General features: G+C 73.5%; 15 protein-coding genes. 12 read left to right on the forward strand and 3 right to left on the reverse strand.

Annotated features, from left to right (window positions below; all coding sequences use genetic code 11):
• Positions 1-7 precede the first annotated feature (7 nt).
• Positions 8-2,158 (reverse strand): 4-alpha-glucanotransferase, encoded by a 2,151-nt coding sequence (malQ, locus tag ACH4VO_RS04585; RefSeq protein ID WP_360987885.1) that lies wholly within the window; start codon positions 2,156-2,158, stop codon positions 8-10.
• On the reverse strand, positions 2,159-2,473 hold the full coding sequence (locus tag ACH4VO_RS04590; RefSeq protein WP_360987883.1) for a hypothetical protein: 315 nt from the start codon (positions 2,471-2,473) through the stop codon (positions 2,159-2,161).
• A gap of 391 nt (positions 2,474-2,864) precedes the next feature.
• Between ACH4VO_RS04590 and ACH4VO_RS04595 the strand changes: the two genes are divergently transcribed.
• Entirely contained in the window at positions 2,865-5,834 is a 2,970-nt protein-coding gene (locus ACH4VO_RS04595; RefSeq protein WP_360987881.1) for a beta-N-acetylglucosaminidase domain-containing protein, read from the forward strand.
• A 33-nt stretch (positions 5,835-5,867) separates the two neighbouring features.
• Here the strand turns inward: ACH4VO_RS04595 and ACH4VO_RS04600 are convergent, their stop codons facing one another.
• On the reverse strand, positions 5,868-6,404 hold the full coding sequence (locus ACH4VO_RS04600; RefSeq protein ID WP_069172816.1) for an HNH endonuclease: 537 nt from the start codon (positions 6,402-6,404) through the stop codon (positions 5,868-5,870).
• A 319-nt stretch (positions 6,405-6,723) separates the two neighbouring features.
• Here ACH4VO_RS04600 and ACH4VO_RS04605 point away from each other — a divergent pair, with 319 nt between their 5' ends.
• From ACH4VO_RS04605 to ACH4VO_RS04655, 11 genes are all read left to right on the forward strand, one after another.
• The gene (locus ACH4VO_RS04605; protein ID WP_360987878.1) at positions 6,724-7,788 is read left to right on the forward strand and encodes a mechanosensitive ion channel family protein; all 1,065 of its coding nucleotides are present in this window, start codon (positions 6,724-6,726) and stop codon (positions 7,786-7,788) included.
• A 226-nt stretch (positions 7,789-8,014) separates the two neighbouring features.
• Entirely contained in the window at positions 8,015-9,220 is a 1,206-nt protein-coding gene (locus ACH4VO_RS04610) for an ROK family transcriptional regulator (RefSeq protein ID WP_360987876.1), read from the forward strand.
• A 51-nt stretch (positions 9,221-9,271) separates the two neighbouring features.
• Complete coding sequence (locus ACH4VO_RS04615) at positions 9,272-10,606, forward strand: ABC transporter substrate-binding protein (protein WP_360987874.1); 1,335 nt, start codon at positions 9,272-9,274, stop codon at positions 10,604-10,606.
• Between the two features lie 4 nt (positions 10,607-10,610).
• Positions 10,611-11,549, forward strand: a complete 939-nt coding sequence (locus ACH4VO_RS04620; RefSeq protein WP_360987872.1) for a sugar ABC transporter permease — start codon at positions 10,611-10,613, stop codon at positions 11,547-11,549.
• 3 nt (positions 11,550-11,552) lie between these two features.
• Positions 11,553-12,455 (forward strand): carbohydrate ABC transporter permease, encoded by a 903-nt coding sequence (locus tag ACH4VO_RS04625; protein WP_360987870.1) that lies wholly within the window; start codon positions 11,553-11,555, stop codon positions 12,453-12,455.
• Between the two features lies 1 nt (position 12,456).
• Positions 12,457-13,722, forward strand: a complete 1,266-nt coding sequence (locus ACH4VO_RS04630) for a 6-phospho-beta-glucosidase (protein WP_360987868.1) — start codon at positions 12,457-12,459, stop codon at positions 13,720-13,722.
• Positions 13,713-14,687, forward strand: a complete 975-nt coding sequence (locus ACH4VO_RS04635) for a BadF/BadG/BcrA/BcrD ATPase family protein (RefSeq protein ID WP_360987866.1) — start codon at positions 13,713-13,715, stop codon at positions 14,685-14,687. Before ACH4VO_RS04630 ends, ACH4VO_RS04635 begins: the two co-directional genes overlap by 10 nt.
• Before the next feature lie 317 nt (positions 14,688-15,004).
• Positions 15,005-16,378: a hypothetical protein gene (locus tag ACH4VO_RS04640; RefSeq protein ID WP_398440864.1), complete on the forward strand. Its 1,374-nt coding sequence runs from the start codon at positions 15,005-15,007 to the stop codon at positions 16,376-16,378.
• An 11-nt stretch (positions 16,379-16,389) separates the two neighbouring features.
• Complete coding sequence (locus ACH4VO_RS04645) at positions 16,390-17,424, forward strand: glutamate ABC transporter substrate-binding protein (RefSeq protein WP_360987864.1); 1,035 nt, start codon at positions 16,390-16,392, stop codon at positions 17,422-17,424.
• 45 nt (positions 17,425-17,469) lie between these two features.
• Positions 17,470-18,807 (forward strand): hypothetical protein, encoded by a 1,338-nt coding sequence (locus tag ACH4VO_RS04650; RefSeq protein WP_360987862.1) that lies wholly within the window; start codon positions 17,470-17,472, stop codon positions 18,805-18,807.
• The gene (locus tag ACH4VO_RS04655; RefSeq protein WP_360987860.1) at positions 18,804-21,587 is read left to right on the forward strand and encodes a tetratricopeptide repeat protein; all 2,784 of its coding nucleotides are present in this window, start codon (positions 18,804-18,806) and stop codon (positions 21,585-21,587) included. Before ACH4VO_RS04650 ends, ACH4VO_RS04655 begins: the two co-directional genes overlap by 4 nt.
• The last annotated feature ends 2 nt before the right edge of the window (positions 21,588-21,589 follow it).

The following is a 21,589-nucleotide window of genomic DNA, read 5'->3' on the forward strand; positions in this document are numbered from 1 at the left end:
CGAACGCCTAGGAGGGCCGCGCGTCCGGGGGTGCCGTACGGGACTCCCGGGGCCTGAGGACGTCCATCAGCCGGTGCAGCCTGGGCGACGCGGCGATCTGCTCCAGGGTGACGGGGTGGCCCTGCGCGTCGGCGATGGGCAGGCGCCAGTTGGGGTACTGGTCCCAGGTGCCCGGGAGGTTCTGCGGGCGGCGGTCGCCCACGGTGTCCGGGAGCCATACCCCGGTCATCCGGGCCGGGGTGCGCAGCAGGAAGCGATGGACGGCCCGGACGGCTGCCTCCTCGTCACCCCCGCCCTCCGGCAGCATCCGCAGCCGGGCCAGGCAGGACAGCCACTCGGCGGTGTCGGCGGCGTCCTCGGCCAGTTCCTGTTCCAGGGGGCGGGTGAGCAGCCCGAGGCGGTGGCGGAGCGTCACGTGGTCGCCCGTCAGCCGGGCGGCGGTGGACGGCAGGTCGTGGGTGGTCGCCGTGGCCACGCAGTCCCGGCGCCACTTCTCCGGGGCGAGCGGCCGCCCGGTGCCGTCCCAGTCGCGCTCGAACCAGAGCACGGAGGTGCCGAGCACCCCGCGCCGGGCCAGCGTCTCGCGTACTCCCGGCTCGACCGTGCCGAGGTCCTCCCCTATGACGACGGCGCCGGCGCGGTGCGCCTCCAGGACGAGGACGGCGAGCATGGCCTCGGCGTCCTGGGCGACGTAGGTGCCTTCCGTGGGCGGGCGGCCCTCGGGGACCCACCAGAGCCGGAAGAGGCCCATGACGTGGTCGATGCGCAGGGCGCCGGCGTGGGCGAGGAGGCCGCGCAGCAGGCCGCGGTAGGGGGCGTAGCCGGAGGCGGCCAGCACGTCGGGGCGCCAGGGGGGCAGTCCCCAGTCCTGGCCGTGCGCGTTGAAGGCGTCCGGGGGCGCGCCGACGGACATGCCCCGCGCGAAGGCGTCCTGCTGCGCCCAGGTGTCGGCGCCGTCGGGGTGGACGCCGACGGCGAGGTCGTGGACGATGCCGACGGCCATCCCGGAGTCCCGGGCGGCGCTCTGGGCGGCGGCGAGCTGGGTGTCCGTCAGCCAGGCCAGCCGGCAGTGGAAGTCGACCCGGTCCAGGAGTTCGGCGCGGGCGCGCCTGCTTTCCGGGGAGCACGGGTCGCGCAGTGCGGCCGGCCAGTCGCGCCACCGGGGGCCGTGCACCTCGGCCAGGGCGCACCACAGCGCGTGGTCCTCCAGGGCCTGTCCCTGCTCGGCGAGGAAGTCGCAGTAGGCGGCGCGGCGGCCGGGGGTCAGGGGGACCTGGTGGATCAGCTCGAGGGCCTGCGTCTTCAGTTCCCGGACGGCGTCCCGGTCGATCAGGGCCCCCTTGTTCAGCACGGCCTCGCGTAACGCCGCGGCGTCCTGGCGCAGGTCGTCCAGAACCGCCCGGCCCGGGTCGCCGACGTGCCCGTACTCGGGGATCGACTCGATGTGCAGGTGGACGGGGTCGGGGAAGCGCCGGGACGAGGGCCGGTACGGGGAGGGGTCGGTGGGCCTGCCGGGTACGGCGGCGTGCAGCGGGTTGACCTGGACGAAGCCGGCACCCAGGGTCCGCCCCGACCAGGCGGCGAGGTCGGCCAGGTCACCGAGGTCGCCCATGCCCCAGGAGCGGGCGGAGAGCAGCGAGTACAGCTGGACGAGGAATCCGTGCGTGCGGGCGGGGGGCCGGGGTACGCGGTCCGGTGCGACGACGAGTGTGGCGGTGGCGTAGCGGTGGTCGGGCGTACGGGCGGTCAGCCGGTGGACCCCCAGGGGCGGCTCGGTCCACCAGACGGGCGCGGCGGGCGTCCTCCCGGCGGAGGGCGCCAGGTCGGGTCCGGGAACCCGCATCCGCAGCTGCGGCGGCGTGCAGGTGCTCCCCTGCTCCGGGTCGACCGTCAGGACCGCGCCGGGCGGCAGGGCGGCCAGAGCCGGTGGCAGCGGCTCACCCGACCAGACCACCACCGTGGGTGGGAGCAGCCGGGAGGCCGCCGCGGACTCCGCCGCGGCGAGGGATCTCCGTACGGCCACCGGGGTGGCGGCGTCGACGCCCAGGGCGGCGAGCACGGCGGTGACCGTGTCGTCGGGTACGGAGACCGTGACATCCGGGGACGGGCGGAAGGAGGTGGCGACGCCGTGCAGTGCGGCGAGCCGGGACAAGCCCATTCAGACTCCTGGGGACTCCATGCCCCCTGCGGTGCCGGGTGCTGTCGGCTCGCTGGTGAGTGGGGCGACGGCGGCGAGCGGGGGCTCGCTCGTGAGCGGGGTGGCGTCGGCGAGCGGGGGCTCGCTGGTCAGCGGGGCGGCGTCGGCGAAGGCGGCTTCACCCGCCTGGTGGGGCACCTCGGCGAGCGGGAGCTCGCTGATCAGCCACGGTGCGGCCGCGGAGGGGAGCGGGTCATCCCCGGGCGCGGCGGGGCCCGTGGGGCTCGGGACCTGTTTGGAGAGGACGGAGAGCAGAAGGTGTGCGGAAGCGGACACGGTGGCCTCCTGGCCGTGGACAACAGGACACAGCAGGCCTACCCATCTGGCGCGGGGGCAGGCGTGGACGTGACATATGCGTTACGACAACGATCCCAACGTGCCGTAGGTCACATTCCGTTCCCCCGTACGCCCACTATGGGCGTTTTTCAGCCAGTCGGCGAGTCCCCCTGAGGATCACCCCTCACATCCTGTGACGTATCGGGGAAAATCCGCCACAACGGTCACGCATGTTGACACCCTTACGCGCGGGTGGTGGGGTCGGATGCCATCGGCGGAGCGAGGCGCGCACCGTCCCCTCGTCCGGGGGCTCTTGGCGCGCACCCGCCCGCGGCCCCCGCGCGCACCGGGGCCGCTTGGGACGAGAGGACCACGGCGAGGGAGGGTGGGCGTGCGGTTCGGGCGAAGGAGGCGTACGGCGGCCCTCGCCGTCGCCGTCATCGGCGGACTGCTCGGCCCGTTCGCCCCGGCGGCGGCCGCGGAGCCCGCCGCCCCCGCGACGGCCGCCGCGGACCGCTCCGCCGCGGCACGGCTGCCCGACGTCCGGCCCCGCCCGCAGAGCATCGAGGCGACCGGCCGCCCGGTGGAGCTGGGTAGCGAGGTCACTCTCCTCGCCGGTGCGGGCGCCGATCCCTACGCGCTCGACGAACTGCGCGCGCTCCTGCGCGAGGCGGGCGTCCGCACGGTGCACGACGCCCGGCCCGGCCGTGGACCGGTGCTCCGGCTCCACGGCGCGGGCGCCGACCGGGCGCTGCGGGCCCTGCGCGCCCCCGGCCGGGCCGGTCTCCCGTCCGGCGGCTACCGCCTCGCCGTCGGCGACGTCGCCGGCCGGCCCACCGTCGCCCTGGACGGCGTCGGGGAGGACGGGCTCTTCCACGGCGTCCAAACCCTGCGCGGGCTCGTCACGGACGGCACCGTCGCCGGAGCACTCGTCCGGGACTGGCCGGTGACCGCCCGGCGCGGGATGACCGAGGGCTTCTACGGGCAGCCGTGGACCGAGGAGGAGCGGCTCGCCCAGATCGGTTTCATGGGGCGTACGAAGCAGAACCGCTACCTCTACGCGGCGGGCGACGACCCCTACCGGCAGGCCCGCTGGCGCGAGCCGTACCCCGCCGGACAGCGCGACGGCTTCCGCGCCCTGGCGGAGAGGGCGCGCGCCCAGCACGTGACGCCGGGCTGGGCCGTCTCTCCCGGGCAGGCGATGTGCATGGCCTCGGACGCGGACGTGAAGGCGCTGGAGGGGAAGATCGACGCCATGTGGGCGCTGGGTTTCCGGTTCTTCCAGTTGCAGTTCCAGGACGTCAGCTACAGCGAATGGCACTGCGACGAGGACGCGGAGGCCTTCGGCAGCGGACCGGAGGCCGCGGCCAGGGCCCAGGCACGCGTCGCGAGCGCGGTCGCCCGCCACCTGGCGGACCGCCACCCGGACGCGGAACCCCTGTCCGTCCTGCCGACGGAGTTCTACCAGGACGGCGCGACCGACTACCGCACGGCGCTCGCCACCGATCTGGACGACCGGGTGCAGGTGGCCTGGACCGGGGTCGGTGTCGTGCCGAGGACCATCACCGGGCGGGAGCTGGCCGGTGCGCGGGCCGCCTTCCGGCACCCCCTGGTCACCATGGACAACTACCCGGTCAACGACTACGCGCAGGACCGGATCTTCCTCGGCCCCTACACCGGCCGGGAACCGGCGGTGGCCGGCGGTTCGGCGGCCCTGCTCGCCAACGCCATGGAACAGCCCGCGGCCTCCCGGATTCCCCTGTTCACGGCCGCCGACTTCGCCTGGAACCCGACGGGCTACCGGCCGCAGGACTCCTGGCGGGCGGCGACGGACGAGCTGGCGGGCGGCGACCCGGCCACCCGGGCCGCGCTGCGGGCCCTGGCGGGCAACAGTGCCGCCTCGGTGCTGGGCGGCGAGGAGTCCGCGTACCTGAAGCCGCTGCTCGCCGCGTTCTGGGCGTCCCGCACGGCGGAACCGGCTGCCCGGGAGGCTGCGGCGCGGGAGCTGCGGACCGCGTTCGGCGTGATGCGCACGGCACCGCAGCGGCTGAGGACACCCGCGGACGGCCGGCTGGACGAGGAGGTACGGCCGTGGACCGAGCAGCTGGCCCGCTACGGACTGGCCGGCGAACTCGCCGTCGACCTGCTGCAGGCCCAGGCGCGCGGTGACGGGCCGGCCGCCTGGAAGGCCCAGCTGGAGCTGGAACCGCTGCGCGAGGAGATCGAGGCGAGCGGGGCGACGGTCGGCGAGGGCGTGCTCGGGCCGTTCCTGAACCGGGCCCGCACGGCGGCCGACGGCTGGAACGGCACCGACCGTGAGGCGGGCACGGTGCACCGGGACGCGAACAGCTACACGGTCCGCCTCGGCCGTACCCGCCCCGTCGAGGCCGTCACCACCCTGGCTGAACCCGGCCGCCGGACGGCGGGCGCGGTGCTGGAGGTCCACGTGCCGGGCCAGGGCTGGCGCGGACTCGGCCCCCTCGCGGCGGCGGGCTGGACGCAGACCCCGGCGAAGGGGCTTCGGGCGGACGCCCTGCGCGTCACCGTGCCCTCCGCCCGCCCCGCCCTCACGGATCCCCAGCCCCCGGGCGCGGCCCCGGCCGGCCCCCGCGCACCCCTCACGGCGGTGCGGGCCCTCGTCCCGTGGTTCGGGGACGAGCCGGCGGCCCGGCTCGACCTCGTACGCGGTGAGACGGACGCCGTGATCGGCGGCGGCCCGCAGCGGGTGGAGGCACGGCTGGCCGGCGGGCGCCCCGCCGCGGTGGAGGGCACGCTCACCGCGAAGGCGCCCGAGGGCATCGAGGTGAAGGTGCCGGGGCGCACGACGGTGCCGCGTGGCTCCCGCACCGACGTGCCCGTGGACATCACCGTGCCGGCCGGCACCCCGGCGGGTGAGTACGAGGTGCCGCTGAGCTTCGGTGGCGAGGAGAGCACGCTGACCGTGCGGGCCTTCCCGCGGACGGCGGGCCCCGATCTGCTGCGTACGGCCACGGCGTCCTCGTCCGGTGACGAGACCCCGGACTTCCCCGCCTCCGCGGCCACGGACGGGGACCCGGAGACCCGCTGGTCCTCACCCGTCCAGGACGACGCCTGGTGGCAGGCACGACTGCCCCGCCCCGTCCGGCTGGGCCGGGTCGTGCTGCGCTGGGAGGACGCCTACGCCTCCCGCTACCGGGTCCAGGTCTCCTCGGACGGCCGGACCTGGCGTACGGCGGCGACCGTCCGTGAGGGCCGGGGCGGCACCGAGTCCGTCCGGATGGACGCGCGGGACACCCGCTTCCTCAGAGTGCGGGGCGACGGCCGGGCCACCCGGTACGGCTACTCGCTCCGTTCCGTGGAGGCCTACGCCGTCGCCCGCTGAGAGACGGGCCCCGGACGGCGAGGGCCCGGTCTCTCAGGCTGAGACGCCGTCGATCCGGGCCATCACGTCGTCCGCGCCGAACGGCTGCAGGTAGGGCAGCCAGCGCGGATCGCGGTGTCCGGTCCCGATGATCCGCCAGGCGAGGCCGCTGGGCGGGGCGGGCTGGTGGCGCAGCCGCCAGCCGAGCTCGGGCAGATGGCGGTCGGCCTTGACGTGGTTGCAGCGGCGGCAGGCCGCCACCACGTTGTCCCAGGCGTGCTGCCCGCCGCGGCTGCGCGGGATGACGTGGTCGACGCTGGTGGCGGCGGCGCCGCAGTACACGCAGCGCCCGCCGTCCCGGGCGAAGAGCGCCCGGCGGGTGAGAGGAACGGGCCCCCGGTAGGGGACCCGCACGAACCGCTTGAGGCGGACGACGCTGGGCGCCGGCACGGCGCGGGTGGCACTGTGCATGAAGGCGCCGGACTCCTCGAGGCAGATGGCCTTGTTCTCGAGGACGAGGACGAGCGCGCGGCGGAGCGGTACGACGCCGAGCGGCTCGTACGACGCGTTGAGAACCAGGACGTGCGGCACGGTGGATGCCTCCTTGTACGCCGGCGACGCGTGGCTCGCGCCGGGACGATCCGCTCTCAGTTTCGCCTCATGCCTGGTCCGAGCGCCACCACGTACGCGTAACGGGCCGGAGGGATTCGTCTCATCACCCGCCCGGGCGCGCCCCCGCCGCACACCGGAACAGGCACGTCACCACCGCGTACGCCGGCACTGTGCGATCGGCCACATCCGCGGGGAACGCCCCGGTGAGACGCGTCTCTCCGCCGTCAGGGGCCACGGATCACTCCCCCGGCTTCGTTAGTGTGGTTGGTCTGCTGTCGCCCATCTGGAGGTCCCTGCCGTGTCCCTGTCCGCCCTCCTGGCCGCGGCCCCGTCACCGGAGCCGGTCGGCTCCCTGGACGAAGCGGCCGAACGGGCCGGGAACGCCGCGGGCTGGGTGGAGGAGAACTGGTCCACCTGGCTGAACACCGGTCTGCGCATCGTGCTCATCGCGGCCATCGCGATCGTGCTGCGCTACGCGATCCGGCGTGCGCTGACCAATCTCATCGAGCGGATGAACCGCAGCGCCCAAGCCGTGGAGGGCACCGCACTCGGCGGTCTCCTGGTCAACGCGGAGCGCCGCCGCCAGCGGTCGGAGGCCATCGGCTCCGTCCTGCGTTCGGTGACGTCGTTCCTGATCCTCGGCACGGCGGCACTGATGATCCTGGGGGCGTTCCAGATCAACCTGGCCCCGCTGCTGGCCTCGGCCGGGGTCGCCGGGGTGGCCCTGGGCTTCGGCGCGCGCAACCTCGTCACCGACTTCCTCTCCGGCGTCTTCATGATCCTTGAGGACCAGTACGGCGTCGGCGACCAGATCGACGCGGGGGTGGCCTCGGGAGAGGTCATCGAGGTCGGCCTGCGGGTCACCAAGCTGCGCGGTGACAACGGCGAGATCTGGTACGTCCGCAACGGCGAGGTGAAGCGGATCGGCAACCTCAGCCAGGGCTGGTCCACGGCCGGTGTCGACGTCACCGTCCGCCCCGTGGAGGACCTGGAACTCGTCCGCAAGGCGATCGCCCGGGCGGCGGAGACCATGACCGCGCAGGAGCCCTGGTCGGAACGGCTGTGGGGCCCGGTGGAGGTCCTGGGTCTCGACGCCGTCCTGCTCGACTCCATGACCGTGCGGGTGACGGCGAAGACGATGCCGGGCAAGTCGCTGGGCGTGGAGCGGGAACTGCGCTGGCGGATCAAGCAGGCGCTCGACGCCGCGGGCATCCGGATGGTCGGCACCCTGCCCCTCGAAGCGGACGGTGGCGCGCTGCCGGACCCGACCGCCGCGATGGCGGCCCCCTCGGCGTACGCCTCGACGACGTCGCCGCAGTCGCTGGCGGCGACCCCGATACCGCCGCCCAGCATGACGAAGTAGAACCTGTCGAACGGGCGCCCGGCGAGACCGTGGGGCGCCCCTTTCCGTGTGCCGCGGACCGGTCGGCGCCCCCCGGGAGGCGCGCCGGGCGGATTCCGGCATCCGCCCGCGGGTAACGCTTCGGCAGCCCCGTGGCCGCCCCCCATTGACGATCGGGTGACGCGGGTCCTACCTTCCTCTCACCGAACAGGAAAGTTTCCTAACAAAGAGGGAGGGGGCGTCACGCATGGCCGGCACCACACCGGGCACGCCGCGCGTCCTGCGCGCCATGAACGACCGGGCCGCGCTCGACCTGCTGCTGGAACACGGCCCCCTCACCCGTACGAGGATCGGGAAGCTGACGGGGCTGTCCAAGCCCACCGCCTCCCAGCTCCTCGCCCGGCTGGAAGCAGCGGGCCTGGTCCTCGCCACCGGCACGAGCGAGGGACGGCCGGGCCCCAACGCCCAGCTGTACGCGGTCAACCCGCAGGCCGCGCACGTGGCGGGGCTGGACGTGACCGCGCACCGGATCGTGGCCGCTGTCGCCGACGTGACCGGGGGGACGGTGGGTGAGTTCACGCTGCCCGCCTCGGGGCGGCGCGCCCACGGTGTGGTACGGCAGGTGACGGACGCCCTGGACGGGGCGGTCAAGGCGGCCGGCCTCGCCCGCGACGATGTCCACCGGGTCGTCATCGGGACCCCGGGCGCCTTCGACCCGGGCACCGGACGGCTGCGGTACGCCTCGCACCTGCCCGGCTGGCACTCCCCCACCCTGCTGGACGAGCTGGCCGCGGCCCTGCCGATGCCGGTCGAGTACGAGAACGACGTGAACCTGGTCGCCGTCGCCGAGCAGCGGCTCGGCGTGGCCCGGGGGCACGACGACTTCGTGCTGCTCTGGAACGAGGAGGGCCTGGGCGCCGCCCTGGTCATCAACGGCAGGCTGCACCGCGGCTTCACCGGAGGCGCGGGCGAGGTCGGCTTCCTGCCGGTGCCCGGCACGCCTCTGGTACGCCAGGTCGTGAAGGCCAACGCCGGTGGTTTCCAGGAGCTGGCCGGCGCGCAGGCGGTACCGCGGCTGGCCACCTCGCTCGGCATCGAGACCCCGCACCAGCCCTACGCGGACGTCGCCGCCGCCCTGCTGGCGCGGGCGGCCGGCGCGTACGAGCGGGACCCGGCGCTCACCGAGCTCCTCCGGCAGTACGCCCAGCGGCTCGCCACCGGCCTCGCCTCCCTCACCGCCGTGCTCGACCCCGGCCTGATCGTCCTCTCGGGCGGGCTGGTCTCCTCGGGCGGCGAACTGCTGCGGTCGCTGATCCAGTCCGAGCTCGCCGAACTCGCCGCGTCCCGGCCCCGTCTCGCGCTCGGCGCGATCGACCGGCACCCGGTCCTGCGGGGAGCCCTGGAACGGGCCCTCGCGGACACCCGAGACGAAGTCTTCGACACGTCGCGCTGAACCCCGGCCCCTCCCGCCTTCCTCTTCCCTCCCGCCCCTTGGAGCTTTGCCATGCGCAGAAGCCGCACGCTGACCACCGCCGCCGTCGCCGTCGCCGCGATATCCGTGCTCGCCACCGCCTGTACGGGCCAGGCCGAATCCGGTGCCGACGACGATCCGAACGCGAGGACGACGATCACCTTCTGGCACGGCTGGAGCGCGCCCTCCGAGGTGAAGGCCGTCCAGGACACCATCGACCGGTTCGAGAAGACCCATCCCAACATCACGGTCGACGTCGTGGGCAACATCAACGACGACAAGCTCAACCAGGCCCTGCGCGCGGGCGGTTCGAAGGGCCCCGACGTGGTGTCGTCCTTCACGACCTCCAACGTCGGCAAGTTCTGCTCCTCCGGAGCGTTCGCCGATCTGCGGCCCTTCATCGAGAAGTCGAAGCTGGACCTGGAGAAGACCTTCCCCAAGGTGCTGCTCGACTACACCCAGTTCGACGGCAAGCGCTGCGCACTGCCCCTGCTCGCCGACGCCTACGGCCTCTACTACAACAAGGACGCGTTCGAGAAGGCCGGCATCACCGCGCCGCCGAGGACGATGTCGGAACTGGCCGCGGTCGCGAAGAAGCTGACGATCACCGAGGGCGACGGCTACCGGCAGCTCGGCTTCATGCCGACCTTCCACGGCTACGAGACCGTCGCCGACCACTACCTGTCCTCGTGGGACCACACCTACTTCGACGCGGACGGCAGGTCGAACATCGCGAAGGACCCGGCCTTCGCCGAGATGTTCACGTACCAGAAGAAGCTGGTCGAGGACCTGGGCGGCTACGCCAGGCTGGAGAAGTACCGCGGGACCTTCGGGGACGAGTGGGGGGCCAAGCACCCCTTCCACACCGGCCAGGTCGCGATGCAGCTGGACGGCGAGTGGCGGCTGGGCATGGCGGAGGACGCGAAGGTGCCCTTCGAGATCGGTGTGGCACCGATGCCCGTCGCCGACGACGAGGCCGACAGCTACGGCAAGGGCTTCCTGTCCGGCACGATCATGGGGATCGCCCCGGCGAGCAGGAAGCAGAACGCCGCCTGGGAGCTGGTCAAGTTCATGACGAGCGACACGCAGGCCGTGGTCGGCTTCGCGAACGGCATCCGCAACGTCCCCTCGACCTTCGCGGCGCTGAAGTCCCCGGACCTGAAGTTCGACCCGCGTTTCAGGACGTTCCTCGACATCGCGCGGCACCCGAAGTCCAGCACCCCGGACGGAGCCGTCAACGGCGCGACGTACCAGCAGACGATCCAGGACTTCGGCTTCCAGTACGAGAAGGGCGCGGTGAAGGACCTGAAGGCGGGCCTGGAGAAGACCGCGGCCCAGATCGACACCGACCTGGCCAAGGCGAAGTAGCCCGATGACGACGCACACGCTGCGCTCCAAGCGCCGCGGCTCGGCGCTGCGGACGGCGGCCTTCATGGCGCCGTGGCTGATCGGGTTCACGGTCTTCTTCGCGTACCCCCTGGTCTCGACCGTGTACTTCTCGTTCATGGACTACGACGGCTTCGGGGTGCCGTCGTTCAACGGCCTGGCGAACTGGTCGTACGTCTTCCAGGACTACCCGATGTTCTGGCCCTCGCTGCGCAACACGCTGTGGCTGGTTCTCGTCATGGTCACCTGCCGGGTCGTCTTCGGCCTCGGCGTCGGCATGCTGATCACCAGGATCAGGACGGGTACGGGTCTCTTCCGGACCTTCTTCTACCTGCCCTACCTGGCCCCGCCGGTGGCCGCCACGCTCGCCTTCGTCTTCCTGCTCAACCCGGGGACGGGGCCGGTCAACTCGGTCCTCGGGGACCTGGGGCTGCCGACGCCGGGCTGGTTCAACGACGCCTCCTGGTCGAAGCCCGCCCTCACGATGCTCGCCGTGTGGGGCATCGGCGACCTGATGGTGATCTTCATGGCCGCGCTCCTCGACGTACCGAAGGAGCAGTACGAGGCGGCGGAGCTGGACGGTACGTCGGCCTGGCAGCGGTTCCGCTTCGTCACGCTGCCGAACATCTCGCCGATCGTGCTGTTCGCCGTGGTCACGGGGGTGATCCAGGCGATGCAGTACTACACCCAGCCGTTGGTGGCGGGGAAGGTCGCCTCCGGGGTGATCGGCGGCTCCGGGCAGCAGTTCGAACCCGGCTATCCCGACAAGTCGACACTGACGCTCCCCCAGCTCGTCTACAACCTCGGCTTCCAGCGCTTCGACTACGGCTCCGCCTGTGTCGTCGCCCTGGTCCTGTTCGCCCTGGCCATGGCCTTCACCGCGCTGCTGATGCGGGGCCGCAACAACCTGATCGCCGGTGACTGACCCATGACCCGACTCCTCGCACCGACCGCGCCCGTACTGCCCGCCCCCGGCGCCCCGACACCGGCCGAGCGGACCGCCCGGCGCACGGCGCTGCTGCACTGGATCGCCGTGCACGCGCTGGGCGTCGCGGCCGCCCTCTTCTTCGTCCTGCCGTTCGTCTTCGTCCTCCTGACCTCGCTGATGAGCGACCAGCAGGCGCTGACCCGCGACCTCACCCCGGACACCTGGGAGTGGGAGAACTACCGGCGCGTGTGGGACACCCCGGGCTTCCTGACCTGGTGGCGCAACACCCTGCTCTACGCCGGGCTGGGCACCGTCCTGACCGTCGTGTCCAGCGTGCCGGTGGCGTACGCGCTGGCGAAGTTCCGCTTCCGCGGCCGCAAGTTGTCGCTCATGCTGGTCATCTCGATGATGATGCTGCCACCCCAGGTGGTCATCATCCCGATGTACCTGTTCTGGGCGAAGCAGCTGGATCTGTCGGGCACGCTGTGGCCGCTGATCATCCCGACGGCCTTCGGCGACGCGTTCTCCATCTTCCTGCTGCGGCAGTTCCTCCTGACCATCCCGAACGAGTACCTCGACGCCGCGAAGGTGGACGGCTGCGGTGAGTTCCGCACGCTGACCAGGGTCGTCCTGCCGATGGCCAGACCCGGCATCGCGGCGATCGCCCTGTTCCAGTTCTTCGCCGCCTGGAACGACTACTTCGGGCCACAGATCTACGCCTCCGAGAACCCGGCCGCCTGGACGCTCAGTTACGGCCTGGAGTCCTTCAAGGGCGCGCACCACACCGACTGGAATCTGACCATGGCCGCGACCATCCTGGTCATGGCCCCCGTGATCGCCGTCTTCTTCTTCGCCCAGAAGGCGTTCGTCGAGGGCGTCACACTGACCGGAGTGAAGGGCTGACATGAAGCTCGCAGTAGTGGGTGGCGGATCCACCTACACACCTGAACTGATCGACGGGTTCGCCCGGTTGCGGGACACGCTGCCGGTCGAGGAGCTCGTGCTCGTCGACCCGGCCGCCGACCGCCTCGCCCTCGTGGGCGGCCTCGCGCGGCGGATCTTCGCCAAGCAGGGCCACCCCGGGCGGATCACCACGACCGCCGACCTGGACGCGGGGGTGGAGGGCGCCGACGCGGTCCTGCTCCAGCTGCGCGTCGGCGGGCAGGCGGCCCGCGACCAGGACGAGACCTGGCCGCTCGAGTGCGGCTGCGTCGGCCAGGAGACCACCGGGGCCGGCGGGCTCGCCAAGGCGATGCGCACCGTCCCGGTCGTCCTCGACATCGCCGAGCGGGTGCGCCGCGCCAACCCCGACGCGTGGATCATCGACTTCACCAACCCGGTCGGCATCGTCACGCGGGCACTCCTGCGGGCCGGGCACAAGGCCGTCGGCCTGTGCAACGTGGCGATCGGCTTCCAGCGGAAGTTCGCCCGGCTGCTCGACGTCGCGCCCGGCGAGGTCCACCTGGACCACGTGGGGCTCAACCACCTGTCGTGGGAGCTCGGCGTGCGGCTCGGCGGACCGGACGGCGAGGACGTCCTGCCGCGGCTGCTGGCCGAGCACGGCGACACCCTCGCCGGCGACCTGCGCATGCCCCGGCAGATCCTGGACCGGCTCGGCGTCGTCCCCTCCTACTACCTGCGGTACTTCTACGCGCACGACGAGGTCGTCAGGGAACAGGGCACCTCGCCGTCCCGGGCGTCGCAGGTCGCCGCGATGGAGAAGGAACTCCTCGCCCTGTACGGCGATCCCGCGCTGGACGAGAAGCCGGAGCTGCTCGCCCGGCGCGGTGGGGCGTTCTACTCGGAGGCGGCCGTGGACCTGGCGGCCTCGCTGCTCGGCGGGGGCGGCTCCGCTGTGCAGGTGGTCAACACGTACAACAACGGCACACTGCCCTTCCTCGCGGACGACGCCGTGATCGAGGTGCAGGCACGGGTCGACGGCACGGGGGCCACGCCGCTGCCGGTGCCCGCGCTGGACCCGATGTACGCGGGGCTCATCGCGCATGTGACGGCGTACGAGGACCTGGCGCTGGAGGCCGCGCTGCGCGGCGGGCGGGACCGGGTGTTCACGGCACTCCTCGCGCACCCGCTCGTCGGACAGTACGCGTACGCGGAGACGCTCACCGACCGTCTGATCGCCCACAACCGGGAGCACTTCGCGTGGGCGTGAACGCTTCGGTCGTCGCCGTCGACGCGGGCAACAGCAAGACCGACGTGGCCGTGATCGGGGAGGACGGCTCGGTGCTCGCCGAGGCCCGCGGAGGCGGTTTCCAGCCGCCGGCCGTCGGCGTCGAGACGGCCGTCGACGTACTGGCCGGCGTACTGGAGGAGGCACTCGCCCGGTGCGCGGAGCCCGTCGACGGCATCGGGCACGTCTCGGCGTGCCTGGCCAACGCCGACCTCCCCGTCGAGGAGGAGGAGCTGACCGACGCGTTGCGGCGGCGGGGCTGGGGCCGGACGGTGGAGGTCCGCAACGACACCTTCGCCGTCCTGCGCGCCGGAGTGGACGAGCCGCGTGGCGTGGCCGTCGTCTGCGGCGCCGGCATCAACTGCGTCGGGATGGTCCCGGACGGCCGCACCGCCCGCTTCCCGGCGATCGGCCGGATATCCGGGGACTGGGGCGGCGGTTCGGGGCTCGCGGAGGAGGCCCTGTGGTACGCGGCCCGGGCCGAGGACGGGCGCGGTGAGCCGACGGAGCTGGCCCGCACCCTCCCCGGGCACTTCGGGCTGGGCTCCATGTACGAACTGATCGAGGCGCTGCACCGCGGGCGGATCACCTACGAGCGCCGGCACGAGCTGACCCCGGTGCTGTTCGCGACGGGCGCGGCCGGTGACGCGGTGGCGAGCGCCCTGGTGGACCGGCTGGCGGACGAGGTGGTCGCGCTGGCGTCCGTCGCGCTGGGCCGCCTCGGACTGCTGGGCGAGGACGTACCCGTGGTACTCGGCGGCAGTGTCCTGGCTGCCCGGCACGGCCGGCTGGACGAGCGGATCGCCCGGTTGCTGTCGGAGCGTGCCCCCAAGGCAGCGATCCGCGTGGTGGCCCAGCCCCCGGTGCTGGGCGCCGCGCTGCTGGGCCTGGACCGCACGGGGGCGGCCCCCGGGGCCCACACCAGGCTGCGCGCGCACTACGCGTGAGACCTGCGGGGGCGTTCCGCGGCCCGTCGCCGCGGAACGCCCCTTCCGTCCGGGAACCGATCAGGTGTCCCGGACGTGTTCATGAGGGGGAGATCGATCCGTTCCGGGGGGTTCGGGGGTCCTTCCCGGCCGAACGCCTTGATCGGCCGCGTCCGTACTGATCGAATACCGGATACGCCGGACACACGCCGGGGGCCGATGCCGGGATCGGACCGTCCTGGTGCATACCGGTCCGCGCCGCCATACTTCTGGCCGGATACCAGTACCCCGGCCGGCCGGGGGGCAGGACCGACGTCAGTGACCGAGGGGGAGGTCGAGTGACACACCCGCCGAACGGGGAGCCGCGACGGGCGGGCGCGCCCGCCCCTCCGGGCGTCCCCGCCCAGCGGCGCGGCGTGCGGGCCGGTGCCGACCAGCTGCGTGCCGCGGCGACGACCGAGCCGGGCCGGCTGCGGATCATCGGCGCCGTACTGGCCCTGCTGGTCCTGGGGTTCGGGGCGGTCACCGCGCTGGAGATCGACGGACGGGCCTCGGCCGCCCACGACGTGGTGAGCCGCAGCCAGCCGCTGAGCGCGGACGCCGCGAGCATCTACCGCTCGCTGGCCGACGCGGACACGATGGCGGCGAGCGGCTTCCTGGCGGGGGCCCAGGAGCCCAAGGACGTCCACGAGCAGTACGAGCGGGACATCACGGAGGCCGCCCGGCTCCTGGTCCGGGCGGCGGCGAGCACGGGCGCCTCGACCTCCTCGGCGAAGGAGATCGCCACGCTCAACGAACTGCTGCCCGTGTACACGGGACTGGTCGAGCGGGCCCGGGCGAACAACCGGCAGGGGCTGCCGCTCGGCGGCGCCTACCTCCGGTACGCCAACCAGAAGATGGCCGGTGAACTCCTCCCGGCCGCCGAGCGGTTGTACGCGGCGGAGACGGGCCGGCTGGACGCCGACTCGGACGACGCCCGGCAGTGGCCGTTCGTCTCGCTCGCGGTGGGGGTCGTGGCGCTGGCGGTGCTGGTGTGGGCGCAGCGGCGCCACTACCGCGCGACGAACCGGGTGTTCAGCCAGGGACTGCTCGCGGCCACCGCCGCGGCGACGGTGGTGCTGCTGTGGCTGGCGGTGGGCCACACGGTGGCGCGGGCCGAGCTGCGGGACGCCATGGTCCACGGGCAGGAGTCGCTCGACGTCCTCAACAAGGCGCGGATCAGTTCGCTGAAGGCGCGCGCCAACGAGAACCTCACCCTGGTCGCCCGCGGCGCCGTACTCACCGCGGACGGCACGCGGGACCAGTACGAGACCGACTACGGCACGGGCATGCGGTCCCTCGGCGAGCAGCTCGCGAGCGCCGGGAAGCTCGCCGACGACGCCCGGGGGAGCAGACCGGTGGCGGACGCCGTCAGCGGTGTGGCCCAGTGGCAGGAGCGCCACCGGAAGGCCCGGGCGACGGACGACCGGGGCGACTACGACGGCGCCCTGAAGCAGGTCATCGGCCCGGAGGACTCCACGGGTGAGTCCTTCCGGAAGGTGGACGACGCGCTGCGCGAGGCCCTCGACCACGAGCAGCGCGAGTTCTCCGCGGCGGCCGGGAGCGGGGAAGGGGCGCTGGGCGGACTGCCGGCCGGTGCCGCCCTGCTCGCCGTGCTCGGTGCGGTGGCCGCGATCGCCGGGGTCAACCGCAGACTCTCGGAGTACCGGTGAGAGGAGGAGCGATGACCAGGGCGAGGAACCGGGCGCGACGCGTCAGGCTGCGGGGCTGGGGCGGTGTGACGGGCATGGCCGTGGCCTGTGCCGTCACGGCCGCGGTGACCCTGCTGCCGCTGACGCACGGCGCCGGCTCACCCGGCGGGGACACCGTGGGCCGGGGTGCGACGTCCGCGCTGGCCGTGCAGGCGGACGCGTGCACGGACCCGGAGGCGAGCCTGCCGCCGTCGTCCGCCGACGGGCCGGACATCGCGGAGATCCGCAAGCGCGGGAAGCTGATCGCGGGGGTCGACCAGAACAGTTACCGGTGGGGCTACCGTGATCCGGGGACGGGCAGGCTCGAGGGCTTCGACATCGATCTCGTACGGGCGATCGCGAAGGACATCCTCGGCGACCCCGACGCGGTGATCTTCCGTGCCATCCCGACCAGTCAGCGCATCGCCGCGCTCGAGCACGACAGGGTCGACGTCGTCGTCCGCACGATGACGATCAACTGCAAGCGTCTCGAACAGGTTTCCTTCTCCACCGCCTACTTCCAGGCGGGTCAGCAGGTCCTGGCCCCCAAGGAATCGGACATCACCGGGTACGACGCGTCGCTGAAGGGCAAGCGGGTATGTACGGCGGAGGGCTCCACGGCCTACGAGGCCATGGAGAGGCAGTCGTACGGCGCGGTGTTCCGGGACGAGCACGACGGCACCGCGCAGGACCGGGACCAGCTGACCGTCCCCAACCAGCTGGACTGCCTGGTGCGGCTGCAGCTGGGTGAGGTCGACGCGGTCGTCACGGACAACGCCCTGGCGGCCGGCCAGGCCGCGCAGGACCCGGCGGTGGAGCTCAAGGGCGACAAGCCGTTCACCACCGAGTACTACGGCGTGGCCGCGAAGCTCGGCGCGGACGACCTGGTGGCCCGGATCAACCGCGTGCTGGAGGGCTACCGCAGCGGAGGGGCCGACAGCCCCTGGATGCGGTCGTACCGCGCCTGGCTGGCGGAGGGACTGCCCGGGATCACGGCGCCCCCCGCGCCCGCGTACCGGAACAACTGACCCCGTCCGGGCCCCCGGCCCGGCGGACGAGCGGAGAGGTGATCGATGGGCGTCGCGGGATCCTTCCCCAGCTTCGCGGGGAGGCCCCCCGTCCCGGTCATGGACCGGGACGAGGCGGACCGTGCGCTGGCCCGGCTCGGCGCGGAGCACGAGGCCATCGAGACCTCCCTCCTCGCCCTGCAGGACCACGCCGGCCGCCGGCTCCTGGAGGGCGCCGAACTGACCGGCGTCACCCAGGAGCGCTGGGCCGCCACCGAGCAGGCGATCACCCTGCTGTGGGGGTACTTCGACGCCTACGCGGACGCGCTCAGGAGAGCCCGGGAGATCAGAGCCGCACGCCGCTACCCCGGCAAGGAGGACCTGGCCGCCCTGACCGACGTGCTGCGGGGCGACAGTGTGACCGTCGCGAACGCGGGCGCCGTCCACCCGGGGCCCACGCTCACCGGTCCGGCCAGGCTCTCCGAGCGGTTCACGCTGGAGGAGCTGGTCACCCGGATGAACGACCTGTACGCGCGCTCGCTGGACATGGTCGTCGCCGCGGACTCCGTATGGTCGGCCCTGCCCGCGCGGATCGACCTGCTCGCCGCCGAGCTGCGCCGCACGCGCTCGCTGGCGCACTCCGTCGGTGTGCGGCCCGGCGAGCATCCGGCCGGTGACGACCTGGAGGCGATCACCGAGGAGCTGACCACGCTGCGCGTGCGGGTGATCTCCGATCCGCTGGCCTTCTGGCTGCCGGGCCCCGGCAGCGCCGCGCCCGGCGGCGGGCGCCCGGACACCGCGCGGTACGACCGGGCGGCCCGGGCCCTGGAGGACGTGCGCCGGGAGATCGAGGCGGTGCTCGCGGTCCGGCAGGACGCCGAACAGCGCCTGGTCAGGCTGCGGGACGTCCTCTCCCGCGCGGACCGCACGCTGGCCGAGGCGCGGTCGGCGCGCGGCGAGGTGCTGGCGAAGATCGCCGCCTCGGAGGTGCCGGCGGTCAGCGGGCCGCCGACCGCACTGCAGGAGCGGCTGGCCGCGGCGTCGGAGTACCGCAGGCACGCCCGGTGGAGCCGGCTCTCTCCGCTGCTGGACTCGCTGGAGCGGGAGGCCGAGGACGAACTGCTGCGCGCCCGGGAGTCGCTGACGTCCGTGACGGCGCCACTCGCCGTCCGCGCGGAGCTGCGCGGCCGGCTCGACGCGTACAAGGCGAAGGTGGCGCGGCACGGCATGGCGGAGGATCCGGTCCTCATCGAACGGTACGACGCCGCCCGCCGGATGCTGTGGAGCGCGCCGTGCGATCTGCGCGTCGCCGAACAGGCGGTGCTGCGCTACCAGCGGGCCGCCGCCGAGCTGCTGACGCCGCTCCGTCCGGACGGTCACGGCGGACAGGGGGAGACATCGTGAACACGCAGTGCCAGCGCCCGGGGTGCGAGGGCCGTTACGAGGACATGGGCGGCGGCGAGCTGTACTGCGACACCTGCGGCCTGGCGCCGGTCGTCGCCCGGCCGGGGGACGGCACGGTGGGTTCGCTTCCCACCGGCATCGCGGGTGGCGGCGGGGCGGTCGGCCGGGGAAGCGGCAGCACCTCGCAGCGCACCGGTTCACGGCCGTCCTCCCGGTCCTCGTCGCGCTCGTCCACCTCCCGGCGTTCGGTCTCCGGGCGGCTCTCCCGCTCCCTGTCCGGGGAGTCCGCGTCCCGGTCGGTGTCGGTGCGCTCCTCGGGCAGTTCGACGAGCGCGTCCTCGCGGCGGGGCAGGCTGGGCGCCGGACTGGTACAGGTGCCGGACGTGCCCCGGCCGGATCCGCGGACGGCGGTGATGGAGAACCCGGAGGTCCCGGAGCGCAAGCGGTTCTGCTCGCGCTCCGACTGCGGCGCCCCGGTGGGCCGGTCGCGTGGCGAGCGGGCGGGCCGCACCGAGGGGTTCTGCACCAAGTGCGGGCACCCGTACTCCTTCGTGCCCAAGCTGCGTGGCGGTGACGTCGTGCACGGGCAGTACGAGGTGGCGGGCTGCCTGGCGCACGGCGGGCTCGGCTGGGTCTATCTCGCCGTGGACCGCGCGGTCTCCGACCGCTGGGTCGTCCTGAAGGGCCTGCTGGACACCGGGGACCAGGACGCCATGGCGGCGGCCATCTCCGAGCGGCGCTTCCTCGCGGAGATCGAGCACTCCAACATCGTCCGGATCTACAACTTCGTGGAGCACCTGGACCAGCGCACCGGTTCGCTCGACGGCTACATCGTGATGGAGTACGTCGGCGGCAAGGCGCTCAAGGAGATCGCCAACGCCCGCCGGACACCTGCCGGGAAGCGGGACCCGCTGCCGGTCGATCAGGCGTGCGCGTACGGGATCGAGGCGCTGGAGGCGCTCGGTCACCTGCACAGCCGCAATCTCCTGTACTGCGACTTCAAGGTCGACAACGCGATCCAGACCGAGGACCAGCTCAAGCTCATCGACATGGGCGCGGTGCGCAGGATGGACGACCAGGAGTCGGCCATCTACGGCACCGTCGGCTACCAGGCTCCGGAGGTGGCCGAGACCGGCCCGTCCGTCGCCTCCGACCTGTACACGGTCGCCCGCACGCTCGCCGTCCTGACCTTCGACTTCCAGGGGTACACGAACGTCTTCGTGGACTCACTGCCCGACCCGGACGGCATCGAGGTCTTCCGCAGGTACGAGTCGTTCTACCGGCTGCTGGTGCGGGCCACCGACCCCGATCCGGCACGGCGGTTCGCCTCGGCCGCCGAGATGGCCGAGCAGCTGACGGGCGTCCTGCGGGAGGTGGTGGCCCTGCGGACGGGGCGCCCGCGCCCGGCGCTCTCGACCTTGTTCGGTACGGAACTGCGGGTGACGGACACCGAGTTGTTCGCCGAGCCCGCGGCCGACGCCTCGCGGCTCGGTGCCCGCCGGGCGGTTCCGCCCGGCGGCGCGGGGCGGTTCGGCCGGCGCCGCAACACGGCGGTGGCCCACGCGCCGGTCCCCGTTCCGCAGGGCGCGGTGGCGGCCCCGGTGGCCGCCGCCCTGCCGGTGGGCGGCCCGGGCGGGCCGGGCCCCCACGCCACCGCGGGCGCCGGGCTCGTCCACGCGCCGGACACCCATGTGCGGGGCGGCACCGGCAGCACGCGGGGCGGCGGCGCGGTCGCGCACGGGCCAGCGGTACGGGCGGTCCCGGCCCCTCGTGCGGCCGTCCCCGCTCCCCCGCCGCCGCCGGCCGCGTACGCACCCGGCGCTCCACGGCTCGCGGCCTTCGACGCGCGCGGGACCGCGCTCGCCCTTCCGGTGCCGCGGGTCGACGCCACCGACCCGAACGCGGGCTTCCTCGCAGGGCTGATGGCGTCGGCGCCCGCCGAGCTGATCGCCGCGCTGCACTCGGTGCCGGCCGCCTCGCTGGAGACCCGGCTGCGGGAGCTGCGCGCCCGCCTGGAGATGAACGAACTCGACTCCGGTGTCCGGGCTCTGTCGGCCGTGGAGGCGCAGCACCCCGACGACTGGCGCGTCGTGTGGTACCGGGGTGTCACCTCGCTGGTGACCGGTGACCACGAGAACGCGGCGCTGTCCTTCGACGCGGTGTACGACGCCTTCCCCGGGGAGCCCGCGCCCAAGCTCGCGCTGGGCGTCTGCGCGGAGGTGCTGGGTCAGCTGGACAACGCCGCCGAGTACTACCGCCTGGTGTGGGCGACCGACCCGAGCTTCGTCAGTGCCGCGTTCGGTCTGGCCCGGGTGCAGATCGCCACCGGTGACCGGGCCGGGTCGGTCCGGACCCTGGAGTCCGTACCGGAGTCGTCGATCCACTACACGGCGGCCCGGGTGGCCGCGGTGCGGGCACGGCTGCGGGAGCGTGACCCGCGCGAGCCGCTGCTCGACGACCTCTCCGCCGCGGCGGAGCAGGTGACGGCACTGCGGGAGTACGGCCTGGACGCGGTGCGCCGCGAGCAGTTGTCGACCGAGGTGCTGGGTACGGGACTCGACTGGGTACTCTCCGGTAGTCCCACGGACCGGTCCCCGGCTCCGGCCTCCCCCGCGGCAGCGGGACCGGGGACGCTGCTGGGCAGCGGGCTGGACGAGCGGGGCCTCAGATTCGGTCTCGAACGCTCGTACCGCATGCTCGCCCGCCTCGCGCAGCGGGGTGACGAGAGGATCGAACTGGTGGAGCGGGCCAACCGTTTCCGCCCCCGGACCTGGGTGTGAAG

Source organism: Streptomyces sp. NPDC020780 (assembly GCF_044334475.1).
Lineage (GTDB): Bacteria > Actinomycetota > Actinomycetes > Streptomycetales > Streptomycetaceae > Streptomyces.

Coding starts and splice junctions, on each gene's coding strand:
- malQ (WP_360987885.1), bottom strand. CDS start 2,158: ATGGGCTTGTCCCGGCTCGCCGCACTGCACGGCGTCGCCACCTCCTTC.
- ACH4VO_RS04610 (WP_360987876.1), top strand. CDS start 8,015: ATGGCCGGCACCACACCGGGCACGCCGCGCGTCCTGCGCGCCATGAAC.
- ACH4VO_RS04615 (WP_360987874.1), top strand. CDS start 9,272: ATGCGCAGAAGCCGCACGCTGACCACCGCCGCCGTCGCCGTCGCCGCG.
- ACH4VO_RS04620 (WP_360987872.1), top strand. CDS start 10,611: ATGACGACGCACACGCTGCGCTCCAAGCGCCGCGGCTCGGCGCTGCGG.
- ACH4VO_RS04625 (WP_360987870.1), top strand. CDS start 11,553: ATGACCCGACTCCTCGCACCGACCGCGCCCGTACTGCCCGCCCCCGGC.
- ACH4VO_RS04630 (WP_360987868.1), top strand. CDS start 12,457: ATGAAGCTCGCAGTAGTGGGTGGCGGATCCACCTACACACCTGAACTG.
- ACH4VO_RS04645 (WP_360987864.1), top strand. CDS start 16,390: ATGACCAGGGCGAGGAACCGGGCGCGACGCGTCAGGCTGCGGGGCTGG.
- ACH4VO_RS04650 (WP_360987862.1), top strand. CDS start 17,470: ATGGGCGTCGCGGGATCCTTCCCCAGCTTCGCGGGGAGGCCCCCCGTC.